Annotated in this window: 21 protein-coding genes and 1 pseudogene; 13 read left to right on the top strand and 9 right to left on the bottom strand. The window is 63.5% G+C overall.

The window, feature by feature from the left end:
• Positions 1–9 precede the first annotated feature (9 nt).
• Entirely contained in the window at positions 10–909 is a 900-nt protein-coding gene (gene tagQ / locus AC1G9C_RS11405) for a type VI secretion system-associated lipoprotein TagQ (RefSeq protein WP_397498654.1), read from the top strand.
• 248 nt (positions 910–1,157) lie between these two features.
• Here tagQ and AC1G9C_RS11410 read toward each other — a convergent pair whose 3' ends face one another.
• Genes AC1G9C_RS11410 through AC1G9C_RS11420 form a run of 3 tightly spaced genes read right to left on the bottom strand, consistent with a single transcriptional unit; the run spans position 1,158 to position 3,329 of the window.
• Positions 1,158–1,862 (bottom strand): glutamine amidotransferase, encoded by a 705-nt coding sequence (locus tag AC1G9C_RS11410; protein WP_480410239.1) that lies wholly within the window; start codon positions 1,860–1,862, stop codon positions 1,158–1,160.
• Positions 1,859–2,887, bottom strand: a complete 1,029-nt coding sequence (locus tag AC1G9C_RS11415) for a homoserine dehydrogenase (RefSeq protein WP_480410240.1) — start codon at positions 2,885–2,887, stop codon at positions 1,859–1,861. The genes AC1G9C_RS11410 and AC1G9C_RS11415 overlap by 4 nt, the downstream gene beginning before the upstream one ends.
• 19 nt (positions 2,888–2,906) lie before the next feature.
• Positions 2,907–3,329, bottom strand: a complete 423-nt coding sequence (locus AC1G9C_RS11420; RefSeq protein ID WP_480410241.1) for a VOC family protein — start codon at positions 3,327–3,329, stop codon at positions 2,907–2,909.
• A gap of 105 nt (positions 3,330–3,434) precedes the next feature.
• Between AC1G9C_RS11420 and AC1G9C_RS11425 the strand changes: the two genes are divergently transcribed.
• Positions 3,435–4,304 carry a LysR family transcriptional regulator gene (locus AC1G9C_RS11425; RefSeq protein ID WP_457787265.1) on the top strand — a complete coding sequence of 290 codons (870 nt, stop codon included), beginning with the start codon at positions 3,435–3,437 and terminating at the stop codon, positions 4,302–4,304.
• A gap of 224 nt (positions 4,305–4,528) precedes the next feature.
• Here the strand turns inward: AC1G9C_RS11425 and AC1G9C_RS11430 are convergent.
• Positions 4,529–4,630: pseudogene (locus AC1G9C_RS11430) on the bottom strand (gamma-butyrobetaine hydroxylase-like domain-containing protein); the annotation flags it as partial.
• A 293-nt stretch (positions 4,631–4,923) separates the two neighbouring features.
• On the opposite strand from AC1G9C_RS11430, the gene AC1G9C_RS11435 reads away from it, so the two are divergent.
• The 6 genes from AC1G9C_RS11435 (at position 4,924) to AC1G9C_RS11460 (ending at position 9,390) form a co-directional block, all read left to right on the top strand.
• Positions 4,924–5,916, top strand: a complete 993-nt coding sequence (locus tag AC1G9C_RS11435; RefSeq protein ID WP_480410242.1) for a D-cysteine desulfhydrase — start codon at positions 4,924–4,926, stop codon at positions 5,914–5,916.
• A gap of 83 nt (positions 5,917–5,999) precedes the next feature.
• The gene (gene tcyJ / locus AC1G9C_RS11440) at positions 6,000–6,797 is read left to right on the top strand and encodes a cystine ABC transporter substrate-binding protein (protein ID WP_480410243.1); all 798 of its coding nucleotides are present in this window, start codon (positions 6,000–6,002) and stop codon (positions 6,795–6,797) included.
• Positions 6,794–7,462: a cystine ABC transporter permease gene (gene tcyL / locus AC1G9C_RS11445; RefSeq protein WP_021446268.1), complete on the top strand. Its 669-nt coding sequence runs from the start codon at positions 6,794–6,796 to the stop codon at positions 7,460–7,462. Before tcyJ ends, tcyL begins: the two co-directional genes overlap by 4 nt.
• Complete coding sequence (gene tcyN / locus AC1G9C_RS11450) at positions 7,462–8,217, top strand: L-cystine ABC transporter ATP-binding protein TcyN (RefSeq protein ID WP_021446269.1); 756 nt, start codon at positions 7,462–7,464, stop codon at positions 8,215–8,217. The genes tcyL and tcyN overlap by 1 nt, the downstream gene beginning before the upstream one ends.
• 136 nt (positions 8,218–8,353) lie before the next feature.
• Positions 8,354–9,187 carry a taurine dioxygenase gene (gene tauD / locus AC1G9C_RS11455; RefSeq protein ID WP_480410244.1) on the top strand — a complete coding sequence of 278 codons (834 nt, stop codon included), beginning with the start codon at positions 8,354–8,356 and terminating at the stop codon, positions 9,185–9,187.
• A 20-nt stretch (positions 9,188–9,207) separates the two neighbouring features.
• The gene (locus AC1G9C_RS11460; RefSeq protein WP_480410245.1) at positions 9,208–9,390 is read left to right on the top strand and encodes a rhodanese-like domain-containing protein; all 183 of its coding nucleotides are present in this window, start codon (positions 9,208–9,210) and stop codon (positions 9,388–9,390) included.
• Between the two features lie 57 nt (positions 9,391–9,447).
• Here the strand turns inward: AC1G9C_RS11460 and AC1G9C_RS11465 are convergent, their stop codons facing one another.
• Positions 9,448–9,708, bottom strand: a complete 261-nt coding sequence (locus AC1G9C_RS11465; RefSeq protein ID WP_021446271.1) for a DUF2790 domain-containing protein — start codon at positions 9,706–9,708, stop codon at positions 9,448–9,450.
• A 32-nt stretch (positions 9,709–9,740) separates the two neighbouring features.
• Entirely contained in the window at positions 9,741–10,571 is an 831-nt protein-coding gene (locus AC1G9C_RS11470) for an oxidoreductase (protein ID WP_480410246.1), read from the bottom strand.
• A gap of 129 nt (positions 10,572–10,700) precedes the next feature.
• Between AC1G9C_RS11470 and AC1G9C_RS11475 the strand changes: the two genes are divergently transcribed.
• The gene (locus AC1G9C_RS11475) at positions 10,701–11,600 is read left to right on the top strand and encodes a LysR family transcriptional regulator (RefSeq protein ID WP_122107923.1); all 900 of its coding nucleotides are present in this window, start codon (positions 10,701–10,703) and stop codon (positions 11,598–11,600) included.
• A gap of 156 nt (positions 11,601–11,756) precedes the next feature.
• The gene (locus AC1G9C_RS11480; RefSeq protein ID WP_480410247.1) at positions 11,757–12,689 is read left to right on the top strand and encodes a LysR family transcriptional regulator; all 933 of its coding nucleotides are present in this window, start codon (positions 11,757–11,759) and stop codon (positions 12,687–12,689) included.
• Positions 12,690–12,700: 11 nt separating this feature from the next.
• Here AC1G9C_RS11480 and AC1G9C_RS11485 read toward each other — a convergent pair whose 3' ends face one another.
• Both AC1G9C_RS11485 and AC1G9C_RS11490 read right to left on the bottom strand, forming a co-directional pair.
• A complete protein-coding gene (locus tag AC1G9C_RS11485; protein WP_480410248.1) occupies positions 12,701–14,395 on the bottom strand; it encodes an ABC transporter ATP-binding protein in 1,695 nt (564 codons plus the stop codon).
• Between the two features lie 259 nt (positions 14,396–14,654).
• Positions 14,655–16,001 (bottom strand): MFS transporter, encoded by a 1,347-nt coding sequence (locus tag AC1G9C_RS11490; RefSeq protein WP_480410249.1) that lies wholly within the window; start codon positions 15,999–16,001, stop codon positions 14,655–14,657.
• A gap of 318 nt (positions 16,002–16,319) precedes the next feature.
• Here AC1G9C_RS11490 and AC1G9C_RS11495 point away from each other — a divergent pair, with 318 nt between their 5' ends.
• Positions 16,320–17,753 carry an aldehyde dehydrogenase family protein gene (locus AC1G9C_RS11495; RefSeq protein WP_480410250.1) on the top strand — a complete coding sequence of 478 codons (1,434 nt, stop codon included), beginning with the start codon at positions 16,320–16,322 and terminating at the stop codon, positions 17,751–17,753.
• A gap of 178 nt (positions 17,754–17,931) precedes the next feature.
• On the top strand, positions 17,932–18,453 hold the full coding sequence (locus AC1G9C_RS11500; protein WP_122107928.1) for a DinB family protein: 522 nt from the start codon (positions 17,932–17,934) through the stop codon (positions 18,451–18,453).
• On the opposite strand, the gene AC1G9C_RS11505 is transcribed toward AC1G9C_RS11500, so the two are convergent.
• Entirely contained in the window at positions 18,450–19,361 is a 912-nt protein-coding gene (locus AC1G9C_RS11505) for a LysR family transcriptional regulator (RefSeq protein ID WP_480410251.1), read from the bottom strand. The two genes, AC1G9C_RS11500 and AC1G9C_RS11505, sit on opposite strands and share 4 nt — an antisense overlap.
• A gap of 322 nt (positions 19,362–19,683) precedes the next feature.
• Between AC1G9C_RS11505 and gcvA the strand changes: the two genes are divergently transcribed.
• On the top strand, positions 19,684–20,592 hold the full coding sequence (gcvA, locus tag AC1G9C_RS11510) for a transcriptional regulator GcvA (protein ID WP_480410252.1): 909 nt from the start codon (positions 19,684–19,686) through the stop codon (positions 20,590–20,592).
• Positions 20,593–20,638 lie beyond the last annotated feature (46 nt).

The following is a 20,638-nucleotide window of genomic DNA, read 5'->3' on the forward strand; positions in this document are numbered from 1 at the left end:
GCCAAGACCATGGAATATCCGCAGCAGATTCGCTTTCTACGCTCTTCCCTGATGTTCGCCGGCGCCTTTTCCGTCCTGTTGCTGGGCGGCTGCGCCAGCGTCGGTGGCGGGGTCAGCGCCAAGGTGGCCAAGACCACCCAGGCCAACTACTACCCGGCCTGTTACGAGCCGGTCAATCACCTGCGTGCCTCCGACGCGGCGATGCAGAAATCGGTGACCACCGGCGCGGTCACCGGCGGTCTGCTCGGCGGCCTGGCCGGCGCCCTGAGCGGCGGCGACCACGCCGGGCGCAACGCCCTGATCGGCGCCGCGGCCGGCGCCCTGGTCGGTGGCGCGGCGGGCTACTACACCGAGCGGCAGAAGCAGATCAGCGACGACCGCCAGCGCATCGCCTCCTACGGCAGCGATTTCGAGCGCAGCACCATGGACCTGGATCGCAGCATCGTCCACGCCAAGGCGGCGCAGGACTGCTACCAGCGCGAATTCGACAACCTGCGCGCCGCCCATCGCAACAAGACCATGAGCGACAGCGAAGGGCGCAGTCGCTTCGCCGAGATCCTCAGCGGCCTGAAGGAAACCAACGCCTTGCTGGCCGCCGCCGACGGCCGCACCGGCGAAGACATCGATACCTACACCCAGGCCTACGAGAAGGACCTGCAACAGGTGGGCGTCGAGCGCCAGCAGGTCGCCGTCGCCGCCAAAGTGGAAAGCGCGCCCGCGGCCAAACCGGCACCGGCGGCTAAGCCCGTGCCGCAAGAGGCGGTGGTCACCGAGCAGAAGATCCAGAAAGCCAGCGCCAAGCGCAGCGAGGCGCAACAGGTCAGCAGCCGCGGCACCGGCATGATCAGCAGCGCCTGCAATAACCCCGATCTGGGCGACTGGGCACCCGATCCCTGCACCAGCGTGTAGTACTCACAGCCAGCTGGCGTACTGCTGGGCACCTGAGAACGCTGCAATTGCTTGAGCAGTTGCGGCGTTCTTGTGGGAGAGCCGGCACCAGCAGGAGCGAATTCTGCTCGCCTATCTCTGACGCCTGGATAGGGCGTGAGGTGAGCTGACTCGAAACTGCCCGCGTTAACGGGTTAGATGTCGATAAAGTAGCCGCATCTCCATGCCTGGCGGCAGTCCTGCCACCAGGTTCGGGCTCTCTGACAGCTTCAGTGTTTCAGCTTCTCCAGCCAATCGTTGAGCATGACGGTGCCGGCTTGCTCCAGCGTGCGGGCGTAACGCTTGGCATCGTGGCGCAGGGTGACGGGGTCCAGGCCCGAGGTGGCCAATTCGCTTGCATGTCCCAGTAGCCAATGCTCGAAGCGGTCGCCGCGCACCTCTGGGTGGAACTGTAGGCCGAGCAAATTGGGGCCACGGGCAAAAGCCTGATGGCGGCACAGCGGTGTCGAGGCGAGGAGCGTACAGCCCTGCGGCAGATCGAAGGTGTCACCGTGCCAGTGCAGCACGGCAACGTCACGCAGCGCGGCCAGAGGCTGAGACTTGGCTGAAGGCGCTAGTTCGAGCGTCGACCAGCCGATTTCCTTGGCCGGCCCGGGATAGACGCGCGCACCAAGTGCAGCGGCCATCAATTGCGCGCCGAGGCAGATACCCAGCGTCGGCCGGTCGGCTGCCAGGCGCGCGCGTAGCAATTGCAGCTCGTCGGCGACAAGTGGGTAGCTGTCGTGGTCGTAGACGCCGATGGGGCCGCCGAGTATCACCAGAAGGTCTGCGGCGAGTGGATCGAGTTGGCCGAGGTCGCGTTCCGCGGCATCGATGTATTCGATCTGGTAGCCGGCAGTGCGTAGAGGCGTCTCGAAGCTGCCAAGGTCTTCGAATCCGACATGACGGATGGCGTGCAGGGTGCGTCGGGTCATGCTGAATGTTCCGTAATGGAGGCGGGGCGAGCGCCCCTGGCCTGGAGAATATGTTCAAAGTCCTTCAGCGCGGCGGCGGCCGTGGCGAGCGGTTCGACGCCGCAGCCGATGGCAATGGTCTCGCCCATGGCGTCGCTGCTGATACGGATCGCCTTGTTCTTCCCGTTCACTTGGGCGAATGGGTCGGACAGCGGGTAGGTCTTGATCCCGACGCTGGCGCGGATCGTGCCGCCTACCTGGCTAAGGCTGCCGACCAGCCGCGGAACCAGGCCCTGCGACTGCCAGGCATCGATACGCTGCGCCGTAACCGAGTGGATGCCTTCGACCTCGACGTCAGACATCGTTAGGTTGGCGCCGAGGCCGAAGTTGGCCAGCAGCAGGAGTTTGCAGGCGGTATCCCAGCCTTCGGTGTCGTTGCGCGTGTCCGCTTCGGCGAAACCGCCGGCCTGCGCCTCGCGCAACGCCGCATCGAAACCGAGCCCCTGGGTGCGCATGGCATCGAGCAGGTAGTTGGTGGTGGCATTGAGAATGCCCTCTACGGCCAGCACCTTGCAGCCGGCCAGGCTGTGTTCGAGCAGGTCGAGCGTGGGCAGGGCGGCCGCGGCTGCACCGCTGAGTTTCAGCTGCGTTCCGGAGGCGCGCGCCAGTTCGCGCAGCTGCGGCCCGCTGTGAACCAGCGCGCCTTTGGAAATGACGATGCAATCCTGCCCGGCCGACAACGCCGACCGAAGGTAGGCAAGGCCCGGTCCGCCGCTGCGAAAATCGCTGGGGCCGGCTTCGATGAGCACCGATGCGCCGCTCGCGGTCACGAAATCCGGCCCTGTCAGGCCGGGCTGCAGTGCGTCCAACTGATCCGCTTGCAGACCGTTGGCATCGGCCAGGCCGGTGCGTGAGCCACACACCGCAACCAAGCGCACGTCCACGCCGTAGAACTGGCGATAGCGTTCGCGGCGTTGCAACAGCAGGTTGGCCGTGGCGCGGCCGACACCGCCGAAACCGGCGATTGCCACCTTGAGCGTTTGCATGGCTTCGATCCTTTCGTGGTCAGCGGGCGAACAGGTTGTTGATGTCGGCGAAGGCCTTCATTTCGACGGCATTGCCGCTTGGATCCTTGAAGAACATGGTCGCCTGTTCGCCCGGCTCGCCCTTGAAGCGGATATAGGGTTCGATGATGAAGTCGACGCCAGCTACGGTAAGGCGTTCGGCGGCGGCCTGCCATTGCGCCATCGACAGCACCACACCGAAATGACGTACCGGCACGCCGTGGCCGTCTACCGCGTTCGCCGGACCGGCGCCGGCCTCACCGGGCGCCAGGTGCGCGACGATCTGGTGGCCATAGAAATTGAAGTCGATCCACTCCGGCGAGCTGCGACCCTCGCTGCAACCGAGCAGGTTGCCGTAGAAGTCGCGGGCGGCGGCCAGATCGTCAACCGGAAAGGCCAGGTGGAAGGGGCATAGCGCAGTCATTGGAGTTCCCTCGTTGTGGGTGAGTGGAATCATCCTAGTCGGCGACAATGTTCATAAAAAACTATATGTTCTGATCATGAGCAAAACGAAATCTTATCAATCGCCATGATCACCGAATTACGCACCCTGATCGCCGTCGCCCGTTATGGCACCTTCAGTGCGGCGGGCGACCGGGTCGGCCTGACGCAGGCTGCGGTCAGCGGCCATATGCGGCGCCTGGAAGAAACCCTGGGTTTTACCCTGTTCGATCGCACTGGTCGCTCGGCCACGCTGAACGCCGCCGGGCTGCGCACGCTTGCCCGCGCCGAGGCGCTGGTCGCCGGTTTCGATGCATTGGGCGAGCCGAACCAGGACGAGGAGTGGGCCCGGCCGTTGGAGATCGGCGCGATTGCCTCGGTGCAGGCGACCCTCCTGACGCGCGCGTTGGTGCCGTTTCGCCAGCGCTTTGCCAACTGTCGAGTGAATCTGTCGCCAGGCGTTTCCCTGCAACTGATGGATCGAGTAGAAGCAGGGGAGCTCGATCTGGCCATCCTCATCCGCCCGGCATTCGAACCGCCACGGGAACTGGAATGGACGCCGCTGGCATGCGAGAACTATGTCCTGCTGGCAGCAGGCAATGTGCCTGGCGAAGACTGGCGCTCAGTGATTCGCGAGCAGCCCTTTATTCGTTACAACCGATCCTCATTTGGCGGACGACAGGTGGAGCGGTACCTGCGCGATCACTCGATAGCACTGCAGGAATGGATAGAGGTCGATGATATCCAGGCCATGCTGTCGATGGTCGAGAATGGCCTCGGTGTGGCGGTGGTGCCGCTTACGGAAACCATCCTGCCGCTACCGGGGAGCGTTCGCGCCATAGAGCTTGGCCCAGCGCCGATCCACCGCGAAATCGGCGCCCTGTATCCCAGGATCAGCCGCTCGGCGGCCATGGCGGGCTTTATCGAATGCCTGCAGAGCGTAGGCGTGGCTCGATAAAGAAGCCGTCGCGCTCGAGGTGAACGCAACATCGACACGTCCTTCGCCAGAGGTCTTGAGAGGGGGCTAACGAATCGGGGGCTGGTACATTCATGCACATATCTGAAATGGCACGTGATTTAACATAATATACATTATGCGAAGCCTAGGGTTAAAACCTCTGAGCAGATCTGCTCACGATTTTAAGCAGATTCTCAGTGCTCTCTCTCTCGCCATCACCAGCCTCAGGATGTCAGCCCACACAGGTAGTCCCAGGGATAGATGCCGCGGTCGTGGCCATCGCTGAAGATCAGTTGTACGCCATAGCCCTGGGCGTTGATGGCTTGCACGCAGATGTCGCTCGGCGCCAGGTCGGGCTTAATCAGTTCGAGGATTTCGGCGTGCGGCACCGGGATAGTTCCTTGTCCTCGGTCTGTGGCACCGGCTGGATCGGCAGTCCGGCGCGATTGGCATGCGCCCGGCGGATGTGACGGGCTGAGCGCGACAGTACGAAGAAATTTTTATTCCATAAAATAATTTTTAATTATTTTCTTATACCCAAAACAACCACTCACTTTTGCTTGTGAGCATCGCCATCACCCACCTAGAGTAGACAGCCTTCAATCTGCTGGAGGCTCCCATGCTCACTGCCGCCCTCGCCCGTTTTCCCCGTCTGGAACTCGTTCCCCAGGCCACCCCCCTGCAACGCCTGCCACGCCTGTCGCAACACCTGGGTCGAGATATCTGGATCAAGCGCGATGACCTTACCCCGCTGGCGCTCGGCGGCAACAAGGCGCGCAAGCTGGAGTATCTCGCCGCCGATGCGCAGGCCAAGGGTGCCGATGTGCTCGTCACTGCCGGTGCAATCCAGTCCAACCATGTACGGCAAACCGCCGCCGTCTCTGCGCAATTAGGCCTGGGCTGCCTAGCTCTGCTGGAAAACCCCATCGACAGCCAGAGCGATGACTACCTGGGCAACGGCAATCGCCTGCTACTGGATCTGTTCGGCGCCGAGGTGGAGAACGTCGCCAGCCTGGACAACGCCGACCAGCTGCTGGAGGGCGCCTGCCAGCGCCTCAGCGCAGCCGGGCGCCTTCCATACCTGGTGCCCATCGGCGGCTCCAATGCCCTGGGCGCGCTCGGTTACGTGCGCGGCGGGTTGGAACTGGCCGAGCAGATCGCCGCCAGTGGCCAGGATTTTGCTGCTGTGGTGCTGGCGTCCGGCAGTGCCGGCACCCATGCCGGGCTGGCCCTGGCGCTGGAAAGTGCGCGCCCGAGCACACGCGTGATCGGCGTCACTGTCTCGCGCAGCGAAGCAGCCCAACGCCCCAAGGTGGAAAACCTGCTGCAACGTACGGCTGAGCTGCTGGCCGTAGATGTGCCAGAAGGGCTGAAACTGGAGCTGTGGGACAACTACTTCGCCCCGCGCTACGGCGAAGCGAATGCCGGCGGCCTGGCGGCGATCCGCTTGCTGGCGGGCCTGGAAGCGATATTGCTCGACCCTGTCTACACTGGCAAAGCCTTCGCTGGTTTGCTCGACGGGCTCAAGCGAGGCGCTTTCCCTGGCGTTGGGCCGTTGCTGTTCCTGCACACAGGCGGCTCGCCAGCTCTCTTCGCATACAAACAAAAATGAATACATAAATAATTTTTAATTATTTATGTGCATAAGGATTTCCCCCTAGAGTGGCGCCACCTTTCCATATGCATGAGGTCACCATGAAACTTTCCACCCTGCGTCGCCATTTCCTCTTCGGCAGCCTGGCCCTCGTGTTGGGCGCCAGCATCAGCGCCCCGAGTTTCGCCGCCGACCTGCTCGATGACATCAAGGCCCGTGGCGCCATCAAGGTCGGCTTGGAGGGCACCTACCCGCCCTTCAACTACCAGGACGAGAACGGCAAGCTGACCGGCTTCGAAGTGGAGCTGGCCGAAGCGCTGGCCAAGGAGCTGGGCGTCAAGGCCGAGTTCCAGCCGACCAAATGGGACGGCATCCTCGCCGCACTGGAATCCAAGCGCCTGGACGTGGTGATCAACCAGGTGACCATCTCCGACGAGCGCAAGAAGAAGTACGATTTCTCCACGCCCTACACCGTCTCAGGTATCCAGGCGCTGACCCGCAAAGCCGATGGCGACAGCATCAAGAACGCCCAGGATCTGGCCGGCAAGAAAGTCGGCGTAGGCCTCGGCACCAACTATGAACAGTGGCTCAAGGACAACGTGCCGCAGGCCGACATCCGCACCTACGATGACGATCCGACCAAGTTCCAGGATCTCAACGTCGGGCGCATCGACGTAATCCTGGTCGATCGCCTTGCCGCCTTCGAGATGGTGGAGAAAACCGGTGGCCGTCTGGCCGTGGCCGGCGACGCCTTCTCCCGCCAGGAGGCCGGTATCGCCCTGCGCAAGGGCAACCCCGCCCTGCTCGCTGCCATCGACCAGGCGCTGGCCAAGCTGAGTGCCGACGGCACCCTCAAGCAACTTTCCGAGAAATGGTTCAAGGCTGACGTCACCCGATGATCGAGTCCGCCCTGCAGCTGGCTCTGGAGTCCGCGCCCTTTCTGCTCAAGGGCGCCTACTACACCGTGGTACTCAGCCTGGGCGGCATGTTCTTCGGCCTGCTGCTGGGCTTCGTCCTGGCCCTGCTGCGCCTGTATGCCGTAGCCCCCTTGCGCTGGTTCTCGCGGCTGTACGTGTCCTTCTTCCGCGGCACGCCCCTGCTGGTGCAACTGTTTTTGATCTACTACGGCCTGCCGCAGTTGGGCATCCAGCTCGATCCCCTGCCGGCTGCGCTGATCGGCTTCTCGCTGAACATGGCTGCCTACACCTCGGAAATTCTCCGCGCCGCCATCGCCTCCATTGATCGGGGGCAGTGGGAAGCGGCCGCCAGCATCGGCATGAGCAAGGCGCAAACGTTGTACCGGGCGATTCTGCCGCAGGCGGCGCGCACGGCTTTGCCGCCTTTAGGCAATAGCTTCATTTCGCTGGTCAAGGACACCGCCCTGGCCGCCACCATCCAGGTGCCGGAGCTGTTCCGCCAGGCGCAGCTGATCACCGCACGCACCTTCGAGATTTTCACCATGTACTTGGCAGCCGCGCTCATCTATTGGGTGCTGGCGAGCATCCTCGCGCACTTCCAGGCGCGTCTAGAGGCCAGGGTCAACCGGCACGAGCAGGACAGCTGATGATTTCCGTGCGCAATCTGCGAAAAGCCTTCGGTAGCAACGAAGTACTCAAGGGCATCGACTTGGATGTGGCAGCTGGCGAGGTGGTCGCCATCATCGGCCCCAGCGGCTCGGGCAAGACCACCCTGCTGCGCTGCCTCAACCTCTTGGAGCAGCCCAGCGGCGGCCAGATCACCATTGGCGACATCCATATCGATGCGGATAAGCCGCTAAAGAGCCAACAGAAGCTGATCCGCCAGTTGCGCCAGCAGGCCGGCTTCGTGTTCCAGAACTTCAACCTGTTCCCCCACCGCACCGCGCTGGAAAACGTCATCGAAGGCCCGGTGCAGGTGAAGAAGGAGTCGCGCGAAGAGGCACTGTCCCATGCTCGGGCTCTGCTCGCCAAGGTGGGTCTGAGCGGCAAGGAAGACGCCTACCCCAAGCGCCTCTCTGGCGGCCAGCAACAGCGCGTGGCCATCGCTCGCGCCCTGGCCATGCGCCCGCAGGTGATTCTATTCGACGAGCCCACCTCCGCCCTCGACCCGGAACTGGTGGGCGAAGTACTGACCACCATCCGCGACCTCGCCGAGGAAAAACGCACCATGGTCATCGTCACCCACGAAATGGCCTTCGCCCGTGACGTGGCGGACCGGGCGATCTTCATCGACCAGGGTCGGATCGTCGAACAGGGCCCGGCCAAGACCCTGTTCACCGCGCCCCAGCACGAACGTACGCGCCAGTTCCTCAGCAAGTTCCTGCTAGATCGTTCGCTGTAGTCACCACCGGCACCTCACCCATCGTGGCTTTGCGGTCTGTCGGTACGCACGGCGCCCTCTCCTGCTCGACCGCGCACACCTGTGAGAAGGCGCTTGAGCGGCGAGCTTTCTCAGGCACATTGAGCGAGAACCCGACATGACCCTGCACATCACCCCGCTCAGCCCGGCACTCGGCGCCCAGGTCAGCGGCATCGACCTGCGTCAGCCCCTCACCACCAGCCTGCGCCAGCAAGTCGAAGACGCCCTGCTCCAGCACCAGGTGCTGTTCTTTCGCGAGCAGCCCATCGAGCCGCAACAGCAGGCCGCCCTCGCCGCCCAGTTCGGCGACCTGCACATCCACTCGCTCTACCCCAACGTGCCCGAGCAGCCCGAAATCCTCGTGCTCGACACCGCCGTGACCGACGTGCGTGACAACGCCATCTGGCACACCGACGTCAGCTTTCTGCAAACCCCGGCCCTCGGCGCGATACTCGCTGCCAAGCACCTGCCGGCCTATGGCGGCGACACCCTGTGGGCCAGCAGCAGCGCGGCCTATGACGCCCTGTCAGAGCCGCTAAAGCGGTTGCTCGACGGCCTCACCGCCACCCACGACTTCACCCGCTCCTTCCCCCTGGAGCGCTTCGGCAACACCCCCGAGGCCCTGGCGCATTACCACGAGGTGCAGCGCACCCACCCGCCCGTGGTGCACCCGGTGGTGCGCACCCACCCGGTTACCGGACGCAAGGGCCTGTTCGTCAACGACGGCTTCACCAACCGCATCAACGAACTGGAAGCCGCCGAAAGCGCTGCCCTGCTGCGCTTTCTCTTCGCCCACGCCACGCGCCCGGAATTCACCATCCGCTGGCGCTGGCAGGAAAACGACGTGGCCTTCTGGGACAACCGCATCACCCAGCACTACGCCGTCGACGACTACCGCCCCCAACGCAGGGTGATGCATCGCGCGACCATCCTGGGCGACAAACCCTATTGAGAGGTCCCCCATGGCCGAACATGACGAAGACTTCCTGCGCCGCGCGGCGCAGGCTACGCCGTCGACGACTGCAGATCAGCCCGCGGCAAGCGCGAGCACGGATTGCCGAAGGCGTAACCCTGCTGGACGTTCGTAGCGACTCCGAGTTTCGCGAAGAGCATATCGAAGGCGCGTTCAACCTGAGCGCGGATCAATTCCAATGAGCGAAAAAACAGAAACCGGGGCAAGCCCGGTTTCTGAGACTGTTGCAGGAGGGAGGCTTAGCCGCCCAGGCAGCCGTTGCCCATTACTTGATAGCGAATCCTGTGCTGCTGACCATTGGAATCCTCGTAGGTCATTTCCACAGGCACCGCATGACACACATTCGGGATTTCGCTATGCGACACCACCCGAGCGATATCCAGGTGCATGCCGTAGTGGTAATCGATGACTGCGTCGGACGACTGCGCGGTCGGCTGATCGGTGGCCATGGCCTGAGTGGTCATCAGCACGCCGAGTACAGAGAACAGGATGGCTTTCATGAGTCTTTCCTCTACAAGGTTGGACGATTGCTTCAGGCCTGGAAGTCGGTGGACAGGGCCAGGCCTCTCCACTCGGCCAGCTCGCTGGCGACGAAGTGGTTCTTTTCCTCAATGCGCGCCACGGTGTCGCTGCCCAAGGGCAGGCGCTGCGGTGGTTTCGGCGCATTGACCAGAGCCAGAATGGCCTCGGCGAACTTCACCGGATTGCCCGGCTGCGCATGATTGGCATCTTTGGCGAAGCGGCGCATGGCGCCCACGGTTTCGTCGTAATCCGGCAGTTCCAGCGCGGTCTTCACCAGCGACTGCTCGTCGAGGAAGTCGGTACGGAAAAAGCCGGGTTCGACCACAGTGGCGTGGATGCCCAGCGGCGCGACTTCCTGATGCAGTGCCTCGGTGATGCCTTCCACCGCGAACTTGGTGGAGCCGTAGACCCCCCACCCCATGTAGGCCTGGTACCCGCCGATGGAGGAAATGTTGATGATGTGGCCGGAGCGCTGGCGACGCATGTGCGGCAGCACTGCGCGGATCACGTTGAGCACACCGAACACGTTGGTGGCGAACAGGCGCTCGGTTTCGTTGGCGCTGGTTTCCTCTACCGCACCAAGTACGCCGAAGCCGGCGTTGTTGACCAGCACATCGATACGACCGAAGTGCTTGACGCCTTCGGCGACGGCCTGATGGGCCTCGGCCTCGCTGGTCACGTCCAGACGCACGGCCAGCAGGTTGGGATGGCTGCCAAGGCGGGCCACGACATCTTCAGGCTTGCGAGCGGTGGCAATCACGGCATCACCGGCACGCAGAGCATGTTCTGCGATCAGCGTGCCAAAACCACGGGAAGCTCCAGTAATGAACCAAGTACGCATATCAACTCCTCCTGTCAGTGACCCTGCACCATTGCCGGGCCTTCTCGATGAGTTGACGCCACTCTAAAATCCAACTACTGATGTGATAATCCCAAGAAATTCACATAACTTTGTGAGCAGGATTCACATATGAAGCCGGTATCCGCCGCAGATCTGTCGATCTTCCTGAGCATCGCCCAGCACCTCAGCTTCAGCCGCGCGGCGGTAGAGCTCGGGCTCTCTGCGTCGGCACTGAGCCATGCGTTGCGGGCCCTGGAAACTCGTCTGGGGGTCCGCCTGTTCAATCGCACCACCCGCAGCGTGGCACTGACCGAAGCTGGCGAGCGCCTCTACAACCGGGTCAAACCAGCTTTTCGCGATATCGACGACGCCCTCGAAGACCTCAACAGCTTTCGCGACAAACCGTCGGGTAACCTCCGCATCACCGCCGGCCGACCTGCCGCACAACTGGTTCTGCTGCCACTGGCCAGCCGCTTTCTCGAGGCCTACCCGGACGTGCGCCTGGACATCGTGACCGACGATGCCCTGGTGGACGTCGTGTCTGCCGGCTTCGACGCGGGCGTGCGCTTTGGCGAACGCCTGGAGGCGGACATGGTGTCCTTGTCCATCGGGCCCTACATGCGCTCGGTGGTGGTGGCGTCGCCGGAGTTCTTCCAGCGTCATCAGGCGCCACAACAGCCGCAGGATCTGCACGGCCTGCCCTGCATCCGCCATCGCTTTCCGAGCGGCGCCTTCTATCGCTGGGAGTTCGCCCGAGGCGGTATCGAACTGGAAATCGATGTAGAAGGCCCTCTCATACTGGGCGACGTCGCCCTGATGGTCGGGCCTGCATTGCAGGGCGTTGGCCTGGCCTACGTGTTCGAGGACATGGTCAGCGAGCACTTGGCCAATGGCAGCTTGGTTCAGGTACTGGAAGACTGGTGCCCCTATTACCCAGGGTTGCACCTGTACTATCCAAGCCGCCGCCACGTCCCCGCGGCGCTCAAGGCCTTCATTGAGTTCGCCCGAAACGCCCGCCCTGAGCGTTGAGCATTGCCGCCTGGCAAATACCTTTATCCGTTACATCTACTAGTATGGTAGGTGTAATTCAACCGGGGCCCCGCTGCATGCCCCTTGAAGCCCATCTGCATAATCGGCGCGCTGGCAATGTCGTACATTCGGCCCCCACCGATGCCGGAGCGGTCTATGCGTCAAGACCATTTAGACGGACTGCTGACTTTCATTGCCGTTGCCGAGGAGAAGGGCTTCTCCGCCGCCGCGGTGAGACTGGGGGTGTCGCCTTCGGCGGTTAGCCAGAGCATCCGTAACCTCGAGCAACGTCTAGGCCTGGTGCTGTTCAACCGCACCACCCGCAGTGTCAGCCTCACCGAGATCGGGGAACGCTACCTGGAGCGGGTGCAGCCAGCCCTTGAGCTACTGACCTCGGCGTCCCGCGAACTGGGGCGCGAAGCCGATCATCCTTCAGGCCTGTTGAGAATCAACGTCCCGCGAGCAGCGCATCTGATCGTTCTGCAGCCAGTGCTAAGTCGCTTCATGGCTGCCTATCCGGAGATCAACCTGGAGATACGCGTGGAAAACCTGCTGGTTGATATCGTCAGTCAGGGTTTCGATGCCGGTATCCGCTTTGGCGAGGCAGTCGAGAAGGATATGGTGGCAATCGCGGTCGGGCCGCCGCTGCAGGCTCAGATCATCGCGTCGCCGAGCTATCTGGCACAGCACGGGGTGCCGACTCATCCACAGCAATTGCTGGCGCACAACTGCATCGGCTATCGCCATACCACCAGCGGGCAAATCGAGCGCTGGAGCTTTTCCCGTGGCGATGAAAAGTATGACCTACCGCCCAAGGGCCGGTTGATCCTCAATGACTCGGAGATTCTGGTACGAGCGGCATTGGACGGACTCGGCATCGCCTACATGATCAATGGCTATATCGAACCCTTCATTGAGCAGGGGCAACTGGTGCGCCTGCTGGAGGATTGGAGCCCGACCTGCCCTGCCCTGCACCTTTACTATCCGGACCGACGCCGAGTCCCCGCCAAACTGCGCGCCTTGATCGATTTTCTGCGCAACGAGCGCGAAAGCCTGGCACAGGTCGCCGAAGTCCCGCTGGTTCTCTGAGGTGGCGCCGCTCAGATGGCGGTGCTCTCGCTGACCTTGCCCGCCGCCATCCGCACCACCCGGTCCGCCGCCAGTATCACCGCAGGACGATGGGCGATGACGATACGGGTCTGCTGCGGGCGCAAGGTGGCGAGATTCGCCAGCACCTGGGCCTCGGTCTGCGGATCGAGCGCCGAGGTCGCCTCGTCCAGCACCAGCAGCGGCGCATCCACCAGCAACGCGCGCGTCAGGGCCAGGCGCTGGCGCTGACCACCGGACAGGCGCGCACCATAGGCACCGACCTGGGTGTCGTAGCCATGCGGCAACTGCATGATGAAATCGTGCGCACAGGCTGCCTTGGCGGCGGCGATCATCTCTTCCTGGCTGGCGCCCGGCCGCGAGTACAGGATGTTTTCGCGGATCGAGCGATTCAGCAGCATTGGCTCCTGAGTCACCACTGCAACATGCTGGCGCAGCGCAACCAGGGGCAATGCTGCGATATCCCGTCCGTCCAGCAGAATGCGCCCCCTATCCGGGCTGTAGAAGCGCTGCAACAGCCGGGATAGGGTGGACTTGCCGGAGCCACTGGGACCGGCGATGGCGAGCGTTTCCCCAGGCCTGACGCGCAGGTCCAGACCATCGAGAACAGGCACGGTGGTGGACGGGTAGGCGAAGCTCACCCCTTCGAATACCACCTCGCCACGCCAGGGCCTGTCCTCGACCACCTGCTCAGCTGTTTCCTCGCGCGGCAACGCCGTCAGCATCAGCGCATCGGCCGCATCCTCCAGGCCCTTCTGCGCCACCCGCAGGTTTTCGCCGAAACCACGCAGATAACCCGCCATGAGGAGGAAGGAGGTCACGGCGAAGGCTACGTCGCCGGCGCCGGTGTTCCCAAGCATCCAGGTGTACAGCGCCACGCCGCTCAAACCGGTGAGCAGCAGCAGTAGCAACAGGTTCTGGACCAGTCCGAGGTCGACGAAGCGGCGCCAGGCCATGGCTGAGGAAGCCCCCCAGACATGGGCGACTTGTGCCATATGACCCTGCTCACGCCCTTCGGCGGTAAAACCCTTGATCGTCACCGATGCCGCCAGCACGTCGGCCACGATGCCGCTGAGCTGACTGTCGCTGGCATTGGCCTGCAGGCTGGCCGGGCGAATCCAGTGCATACCCACCAGCAGGTTGCTGGCGATGAAGGCAAGCGCCACCAGCAACGCGAGCACCCCAGCCAACGGCTCGCGCCAGCCGATCATCAGGATCAACCCGAGTAGCACAACCAGTGCCGGGCCAAGGTGGATGGTGGCGGCGTCGGTGACTGCGTCATACCCCTCCATCGCTCGGCGCAGGCGCCGCACGGTTTCGCCGGTAGCCTGGTTCGCGTGCCAGTCGGCAGGCGCGGCGAGCACGTGTTCAAAGCCCTGCAACAGAACCGCCTGCATGTTGCGCGCGGCCAGCGGAATCCACAGGCGATGGGCCAGGTTGCGACTGATGGCGAAACCGGCGAACGCCGCCAGCAGCAACGCCCAGCTCTGCCACACGACCGCCTGATCGGCGCTCTCGGCGACGCTTTCGATCAGTCGTGCCGACGCCCAGGGCAGCAGCAGGTCGAATCCGGTCGCCGCCAGCGTCAGGGTCAACCCGAGGAAGAAGTATCCACGACGACGCAGCCACAAGCCGGCCACGAAACCGAGCACCTGGCGGTAGGCTATGGGGCTGGCGTAGGCATCCATCACGGGTTACCTCCTGAGGCGAGTTTTGGCGGTTGGGGTTACTCGTTGCTTCCCGCGGCTAGCGCCTCGGGGTCGGCGCATGGTCGATGGCAGCCGAGGATTGGACAAGACGTGCAAGGCTGCAGAGGTTTTGAAGCGCTACTTACGAATTGGCTCATTGATCAGCTGGGCTACAAGGTGTGCTCCCTGACGCTGCTCGCTGGCCCTGGCGAGATTTCGCCAGGGCCGCCCCGAGAGGCGGCCTGGGCGCTCCGAAGCTTCAACGCAGTGGCTGACCTTTCATCTCCGGCATGCGGACGTATACCAGCAAGCTGACCAGGCTCACGGCCACCAGGTAGATCCAGAACAGGTGGCCGTACCCCCAGCCTGCCATGGCGGTCATGATGTACGGCGAGGTGCCGCCGAACAGGGTCACCGAAAGCGCATAAGGCAGCGCGATGCCGGTAACACGCACCTCGGCCGGAAACTGCTCGGCCATGGTCACCGCCGAGGCTGCACCGAAACCGGTGAGGATAATCATCGACACGGTCTGCAGCAGCGCCACCTCCACCAGGCTGATGCCCTCATGCAGCAGCGCGAAGCTCGGCCAGGCCCACAGCGCGGCGCAGGCGGCGAAGGCGATCAGCACCGGGCGCCGGCCGACACGGTCGGCCAGCATGCCGGCCAAGGGCATCAACAGTAACGACACGCCCACCGCGATGGCCCCGGCCAGCAGCGTCTCGCGAATCGACATGCCAGTCAGCAGATGCACCTGCGACGGATAACTGACCATCCACACATAGTTGAGCAGGTTGCCGGCCATGGCTACGCCGATTACCCGCGCCACATCCTTGCGATGCTTGGTGAAAATTTCACGAATCGGCCGCTTATCCTCGGCCTTCTGCACCACGCGCGAGTTGAACACCTCGGTTTCACGCACCGACAAGCGAATCCACAGGGTCAGCATGCCCATCGCCGCGGCGATGATGAAGGCCACCCGCCAGCCCCAGTCCTCCAGGGCGGTGTCGCTACCCACCGAGGCGAGCACGAAACCGAGCAGAAAGGACACCAGGGTGCCGGCGTTGATCGCGAACCATTGCCAGGAGCCGGCGAAGGCACGGCGATTGGACGGTGCCGATTCGATCAGAAAGGCCGAGGCCGAGCCGAACTCACCACCGGCCGAAAAGCCCTGAGTCAGGCGAGCCAGCACCAGGATGATCGGTGCGGCAATGCCGATGCTCTCGTAGTTGGGACAGATGCCAATTACCAGCGAGGCCACCGACATCAGCAGGATCGATAGCGTCAGGCCCTTCTTGCGCCCGTAGCGGTCGGCAAACACGCCGAGCACCGCACCGCCGATTGGGCGCATGAGAAAACCTACGGCGAATACGGCAAGCACCGACAACAGCGCCGTGAGGCTATTGCCCGCGGGGAAAAACTGCTTGGCGAGAATCGAGGAGAAGGTCGCGTAGATCACCCAGTCGGTGTACTCGACGATAGTGCCGAGCGTCGCCGCGACTATCGCCTTGCGCTCGGTCTTGTTGAGCTTGCGCCCCTGGGTGTCGGCGCTTGCAGGCGAACTGGCGTCAGGCATGAGGTTGTATACCGCACTATTGTCATTGTTCATGGCATGGCTCCTGTGAGCATGTCTTTTTGTTGTCGTTGCCACGAACGATGGCACCGGGGCTGGGGCCGGTGAAGCGAGATTTCCGCGTCTTTCGGTTGACTGCAAGTCAACCCAATCGCCCCCGCAGCGCGAATGACGCGGGAGGCGGGCCCGGGCATCGCCGCGCCTTTCCGAGTGATATTTTCTCAACTGACGACAGCCGAAATCTCCGTTGAACGGGCCTGCTGCAGCCACCAACCTGCCGAGCATGCGCAGTGCATCGATCAACAAGAGGCCCACCCGATCAAGGGGCCCGGAAATGAACGAGGAGACTCGAAGATGTTGAAAGTGGACAGTTACATCGGTGGCCGCTCGGTGCAGCCGGGCAGCGGACTCTACGTCGACAAGCTCGACCCGCGCACCGCCGAGAAGATGGGCGAAGTGGCCAACAGTGGCCCGCAGGACATGGACTTCGCCATCGACAACGCCCATCAGGCACTGCCTGCCTGGCGCGACATGCGCCCCTCCGAGCGCGGCCGCGTGCTGCTGGAACTGGCCCGCATCGTCCGCCGCAGTGAAGGCCGCCTCGGTGCTCTGGAAAGTGCCGAAACCGGCAAACCCGGCGGCGAGATGGCTGCCCTGATGGATCTCACCGCGCAGTATTTCGAGTTCTATGCCGGCCTGGTCAACGTGATGGATGGCGAGGTCATCAACCAGGGGCCGAATTATCATGTCTACACCCGCCGCGACCCCTTCGGCGTGATTGGCGTCATCCTGCCCTGGAACGCCCCGCTGCATCAGGCGGCACGGGCCATCGCACCGGCCCTGGCGACCGGCAACACGGTGGTGGCCAAACCTTCCGAGCACACCTCTGCCTCGCTGGTGGAACTGGCCCGTATCGCCGTCGAGGAAGCCGGCCTGCCTGCCGGCGTGTTCAATGTGATCGTCGGCAAGGGCAGCGTGCTCGGTCCGCAGATGGCCCGTCACCCGCTGATGCGCAAGATCTCCTTCACCGGAGGCATCAGCGCCGGCCAGGAACTGGGCCGTATCGCCGCCGAGCGCATCCTGCCGCTGACCCTGGAACTGGGCGGTAAATCGGCCAACATAGTGTTCGACGACGCAGATCTGGACGCTGCCGCCAAGGGGGCCACCCGCGCCTTTACCTGGAACAGTGGGCAATGGTGCTGCGCCGGTACGCGCCTGCTGGTGCAGGAGAATATCCACGAACGTTTTCTCGACAAGCTCGTCGCCGAGGTCGCCGCGCTGCGGGTCGGCCCGCAGTTCGATGCCACCTCCGGCCCCATCACCACCCGCGCCCAGTTCGAAAAGGTGCAGAGCTACTTCGAGGTCGCCGAGCGTGAAGGCCTGAAACCCGTCATCGGCGGCAAGGTGGCCAGTGGCGAGCATCTTGGCGGCGGCTGGTACATCGAACCCACCGTCTACGCCGGGGTGCACAACCACATGACCCTGGCCAAGGAGGAGATCTTCGGCCCCATTCTCTGCGTGATCCCGTTCAAGGACGAAGCCGATGCCCTGCGCATCGCCAACGACAGCGAGTTCGGCCTGGGCGCGGGCATCTGGAGCCGCGACATCGGCCGCGTACACCGCGTCGCTGCCGGCCTGGAGGCCGGGCGCATCGTGGTCAACGAGTACAGCGGCGGCTTCGTGCAGACGCCCTGCGGCGGCTTCAAGCAGAGCGGCTACGGCCGCGAACAGGGCATCGACGCCCTCTCCCACTACACCCAGCTGAAGTCGGTGATCATCCGCCTCTAGGCGGAGCTAGGCCCCTAACGCCCCGCGACGAACTCCTCCGCGCGGGGCGTTTGCGTTCCCGAAGGAGCAGGCGTCGATCTTGAGCGGCATTTGGTCTATACCCAGTAGTCACTTGCCAAACCTGCCTGGAGCTACCAACCGAAGGACACCTACCGTTGCGCCCCTGGGAGGGCAACCAATGATCAACGTCGCCACAGCCAGCATGCTCAGCCAGTACAAGCGCTGGGCCGACCAGCTCTTTTTCGACAGCCTGGGCGAACTGCCCGCGGAGGAGCTTTCCCGGGAGCGCGCCGGCCCTATCAAGAGCATGATCGGCGTGCTCAACCATATGTACGTGGTCGACCGCATCTGGCAGGCCCACCTGCAGCATCGCGATCACGGCTTCACTTCACGCCAGGCCATGCCCTACCCAGCCCTTGCCGAGCTGTGCCAGGCGCAGCGAGAGGTCGACGACTGGTACGTCGACTGGAGCGCGCAGTTGAGCGAAAGCTCGTTGGACGAGGTCATCGATTTCGCCTTTGTCTCAGGCAATCGAGGCAGCATGACGGCCGGCGCCATGCTGCTGCATGTGGTGAATCACGCCACCTACCACCGCGGCTGGCTGGTGCAGATGTACTTCGAGATTCCCGCCATGCCACCGCTGACCGATCTGTGCGTGTACCTGACGGAGGGCCAGGCACGCCCGGCCGGCAACTGCTAGAGGTCGGGCGCGGCCATGTGCTCGACGATCTTGCTTCGCAACCAGCGCTCGGCGGGGTCGTTGTCGGTCACCCCGCTCCAGACCATGGCGAGATCGGAGGTGACGATCGGGAACGGCGGATCGTCGGCGCGCAGGCTGGTGCCTTCGATCAAGGCCGCCGCCGCATAATCCGGCACCGAGGCGAGCAACTCGGTGCCAGCGAGGATCGAGCGCAATCCGCTGAACTGCGGCACCGCCAGCACCACCCGACGCGTGCGGCCCAGCTTGGCCAGGTCGTTATCCAGATTGCCGCTCAGATCGCCGGAAAACGACACCAGCGCATGCGGGCGCGAGCAGTATTCGTCCAGGGTCAGCGGCCCGGGGCGATCATCGCCGCGCAGAACCTTGACCTTGAGTTCGCGCAGCTTGCGACGCTTGGCGTTGGCCGATAGGTCAGTGGTGTAGCTGACGCCGACGGAAATTTCACCCGAGGCCAGCATCGGCGACATCAGCAGGAAATTGACTCGCCGCACCACTATCACCACTTCCGGCGCTTCCTCGCGGATCTGGTTGAGCAATGCCGGAAACAAACCGAACTCGGCGTCGTCCGACAGGCCGATGCGAAAGGTGTCGCGGTTGTTCGCCGGGTTGAACTCTCGGGCACGACTGACGGCGCAGGAAATGGTGTCCATCGCCGGCTGCAGCTCCCTGAGGATCGCCAAGGCTCGTGCCGTGGGTTCGAAGGTACGGCCATTGCGCACCAGCAACGGGTCGTCGAACAGGTCGCGCAGCCGCGCCAGGGCCGCACTGACGGCCGGCTGGCCGAGAAACAGTTTCTCCGCTGCACGGGTCAGGTTCTTCTCGAACATCAGGGTTTCGAAGATCACCAGCAGGTTCAGGTCGACGCGGCGCAGATCGTTGCGGTTCATCCAGGGGGCCTCTTGGAGTGCAGCCTAATTAAGCAGTAAAGCAGCAAGCTCCGTGCCTGTCCGACCAGTGGGCAGGCATCCCGGCGTCCTGGAACACAGGCACAGGGGATGGCGTGAAATGCGGCGAAGATCGCGCCAGGCGATCAGGTGGATATGACTCATGGGGCGGCACTCTCTTGTGGTTGTGATGGCGTCCGGGAGCGGATGCCAGGAACGCCGTGCCATAAGCGGCAAACGATAAAACAGCCCCTCTTGCTTGAGTTTTTGTCAATCAGATATAGAGTAAGATTCGCGCCGTCCGCCGACCGACAAGAAGATTTCAATGAAGGACAGACTGCCCCCTCTCAATGCCATCAGGGCCTTCGAAGCCGTCGCCCGCCACCTGAGCATCACCCTCGCCGCCGACGAGTTGAACGTCACCCCGGGCGCCGTATCGCGACAGATCCGCAGCCTGGAAGAGTTCATGGAGCAGCCACTGTTCGTCCGTGGCCACCGGCAGATCAGCCTCACCCCCGCCGGCGAGCAGTATTTCAACGCCGTGGCGCGCATCATCGAGGAGCTGCGCAGCGCTACGCGCAAACTCAAGCGCCCGCCCAAGCGCCGGCAGATCAAGGTACGCGTCTACACCACCTTTGCCATGCAGTGGCTGATCCCACGCCTGGCCAGCTTCCACCAGGAGCACCCGAAGATCGAGGTGCTGTTGACGGCATCGCTCGATCCGGTCGATTTCCACAAGGACGATCTCGACGCCGCCATCCGCCTGGGCGCCGGCGACTGGCCCAACTGCAACTGCTACGTGCTCAGCGACAACGTGCTGGCGCCGGTGTGCAGCCCTACCCTGCTCGATACCGGCCCCGGCCTGCACGGCCCGGCGGACGTGGCCGAATACAGCATGCTGCATTCGCTGGCCCGCCCGGACGACTGGGCGCACTGGCTGGAAGCGACCGGCGTGATCGGCCAGGTCGATGCGCGTGCCGGCATGAGCTACCAGAGCTCGTCGATGGCCTATGCCGCCGCCGTCGGCGGCCAAGGTATCGCCATGGCGCAACTGTTTCTGGTGGAGAGGGAGTTGCGCGAGGGCACCCTGGTGCGGCCCTTCGAGCATAGCGTCGATATGGGCGCATACACCTACTACCTGCTGACGCCCAAGCACCGACCGGAAAGCGAAGATATGGCTACTTTCCGCCTGTGGCTGCTGGAACAGGCGCGCCAGACGCGCAACGCGGCCTGAGGCCTGACCAGCAAGAGGCCGCCTCGGGAAACCGGGGCGGCCTCGT

It is taken from the genome of Pseudomonas sp. ABa2, assembly GCF_056676075.1.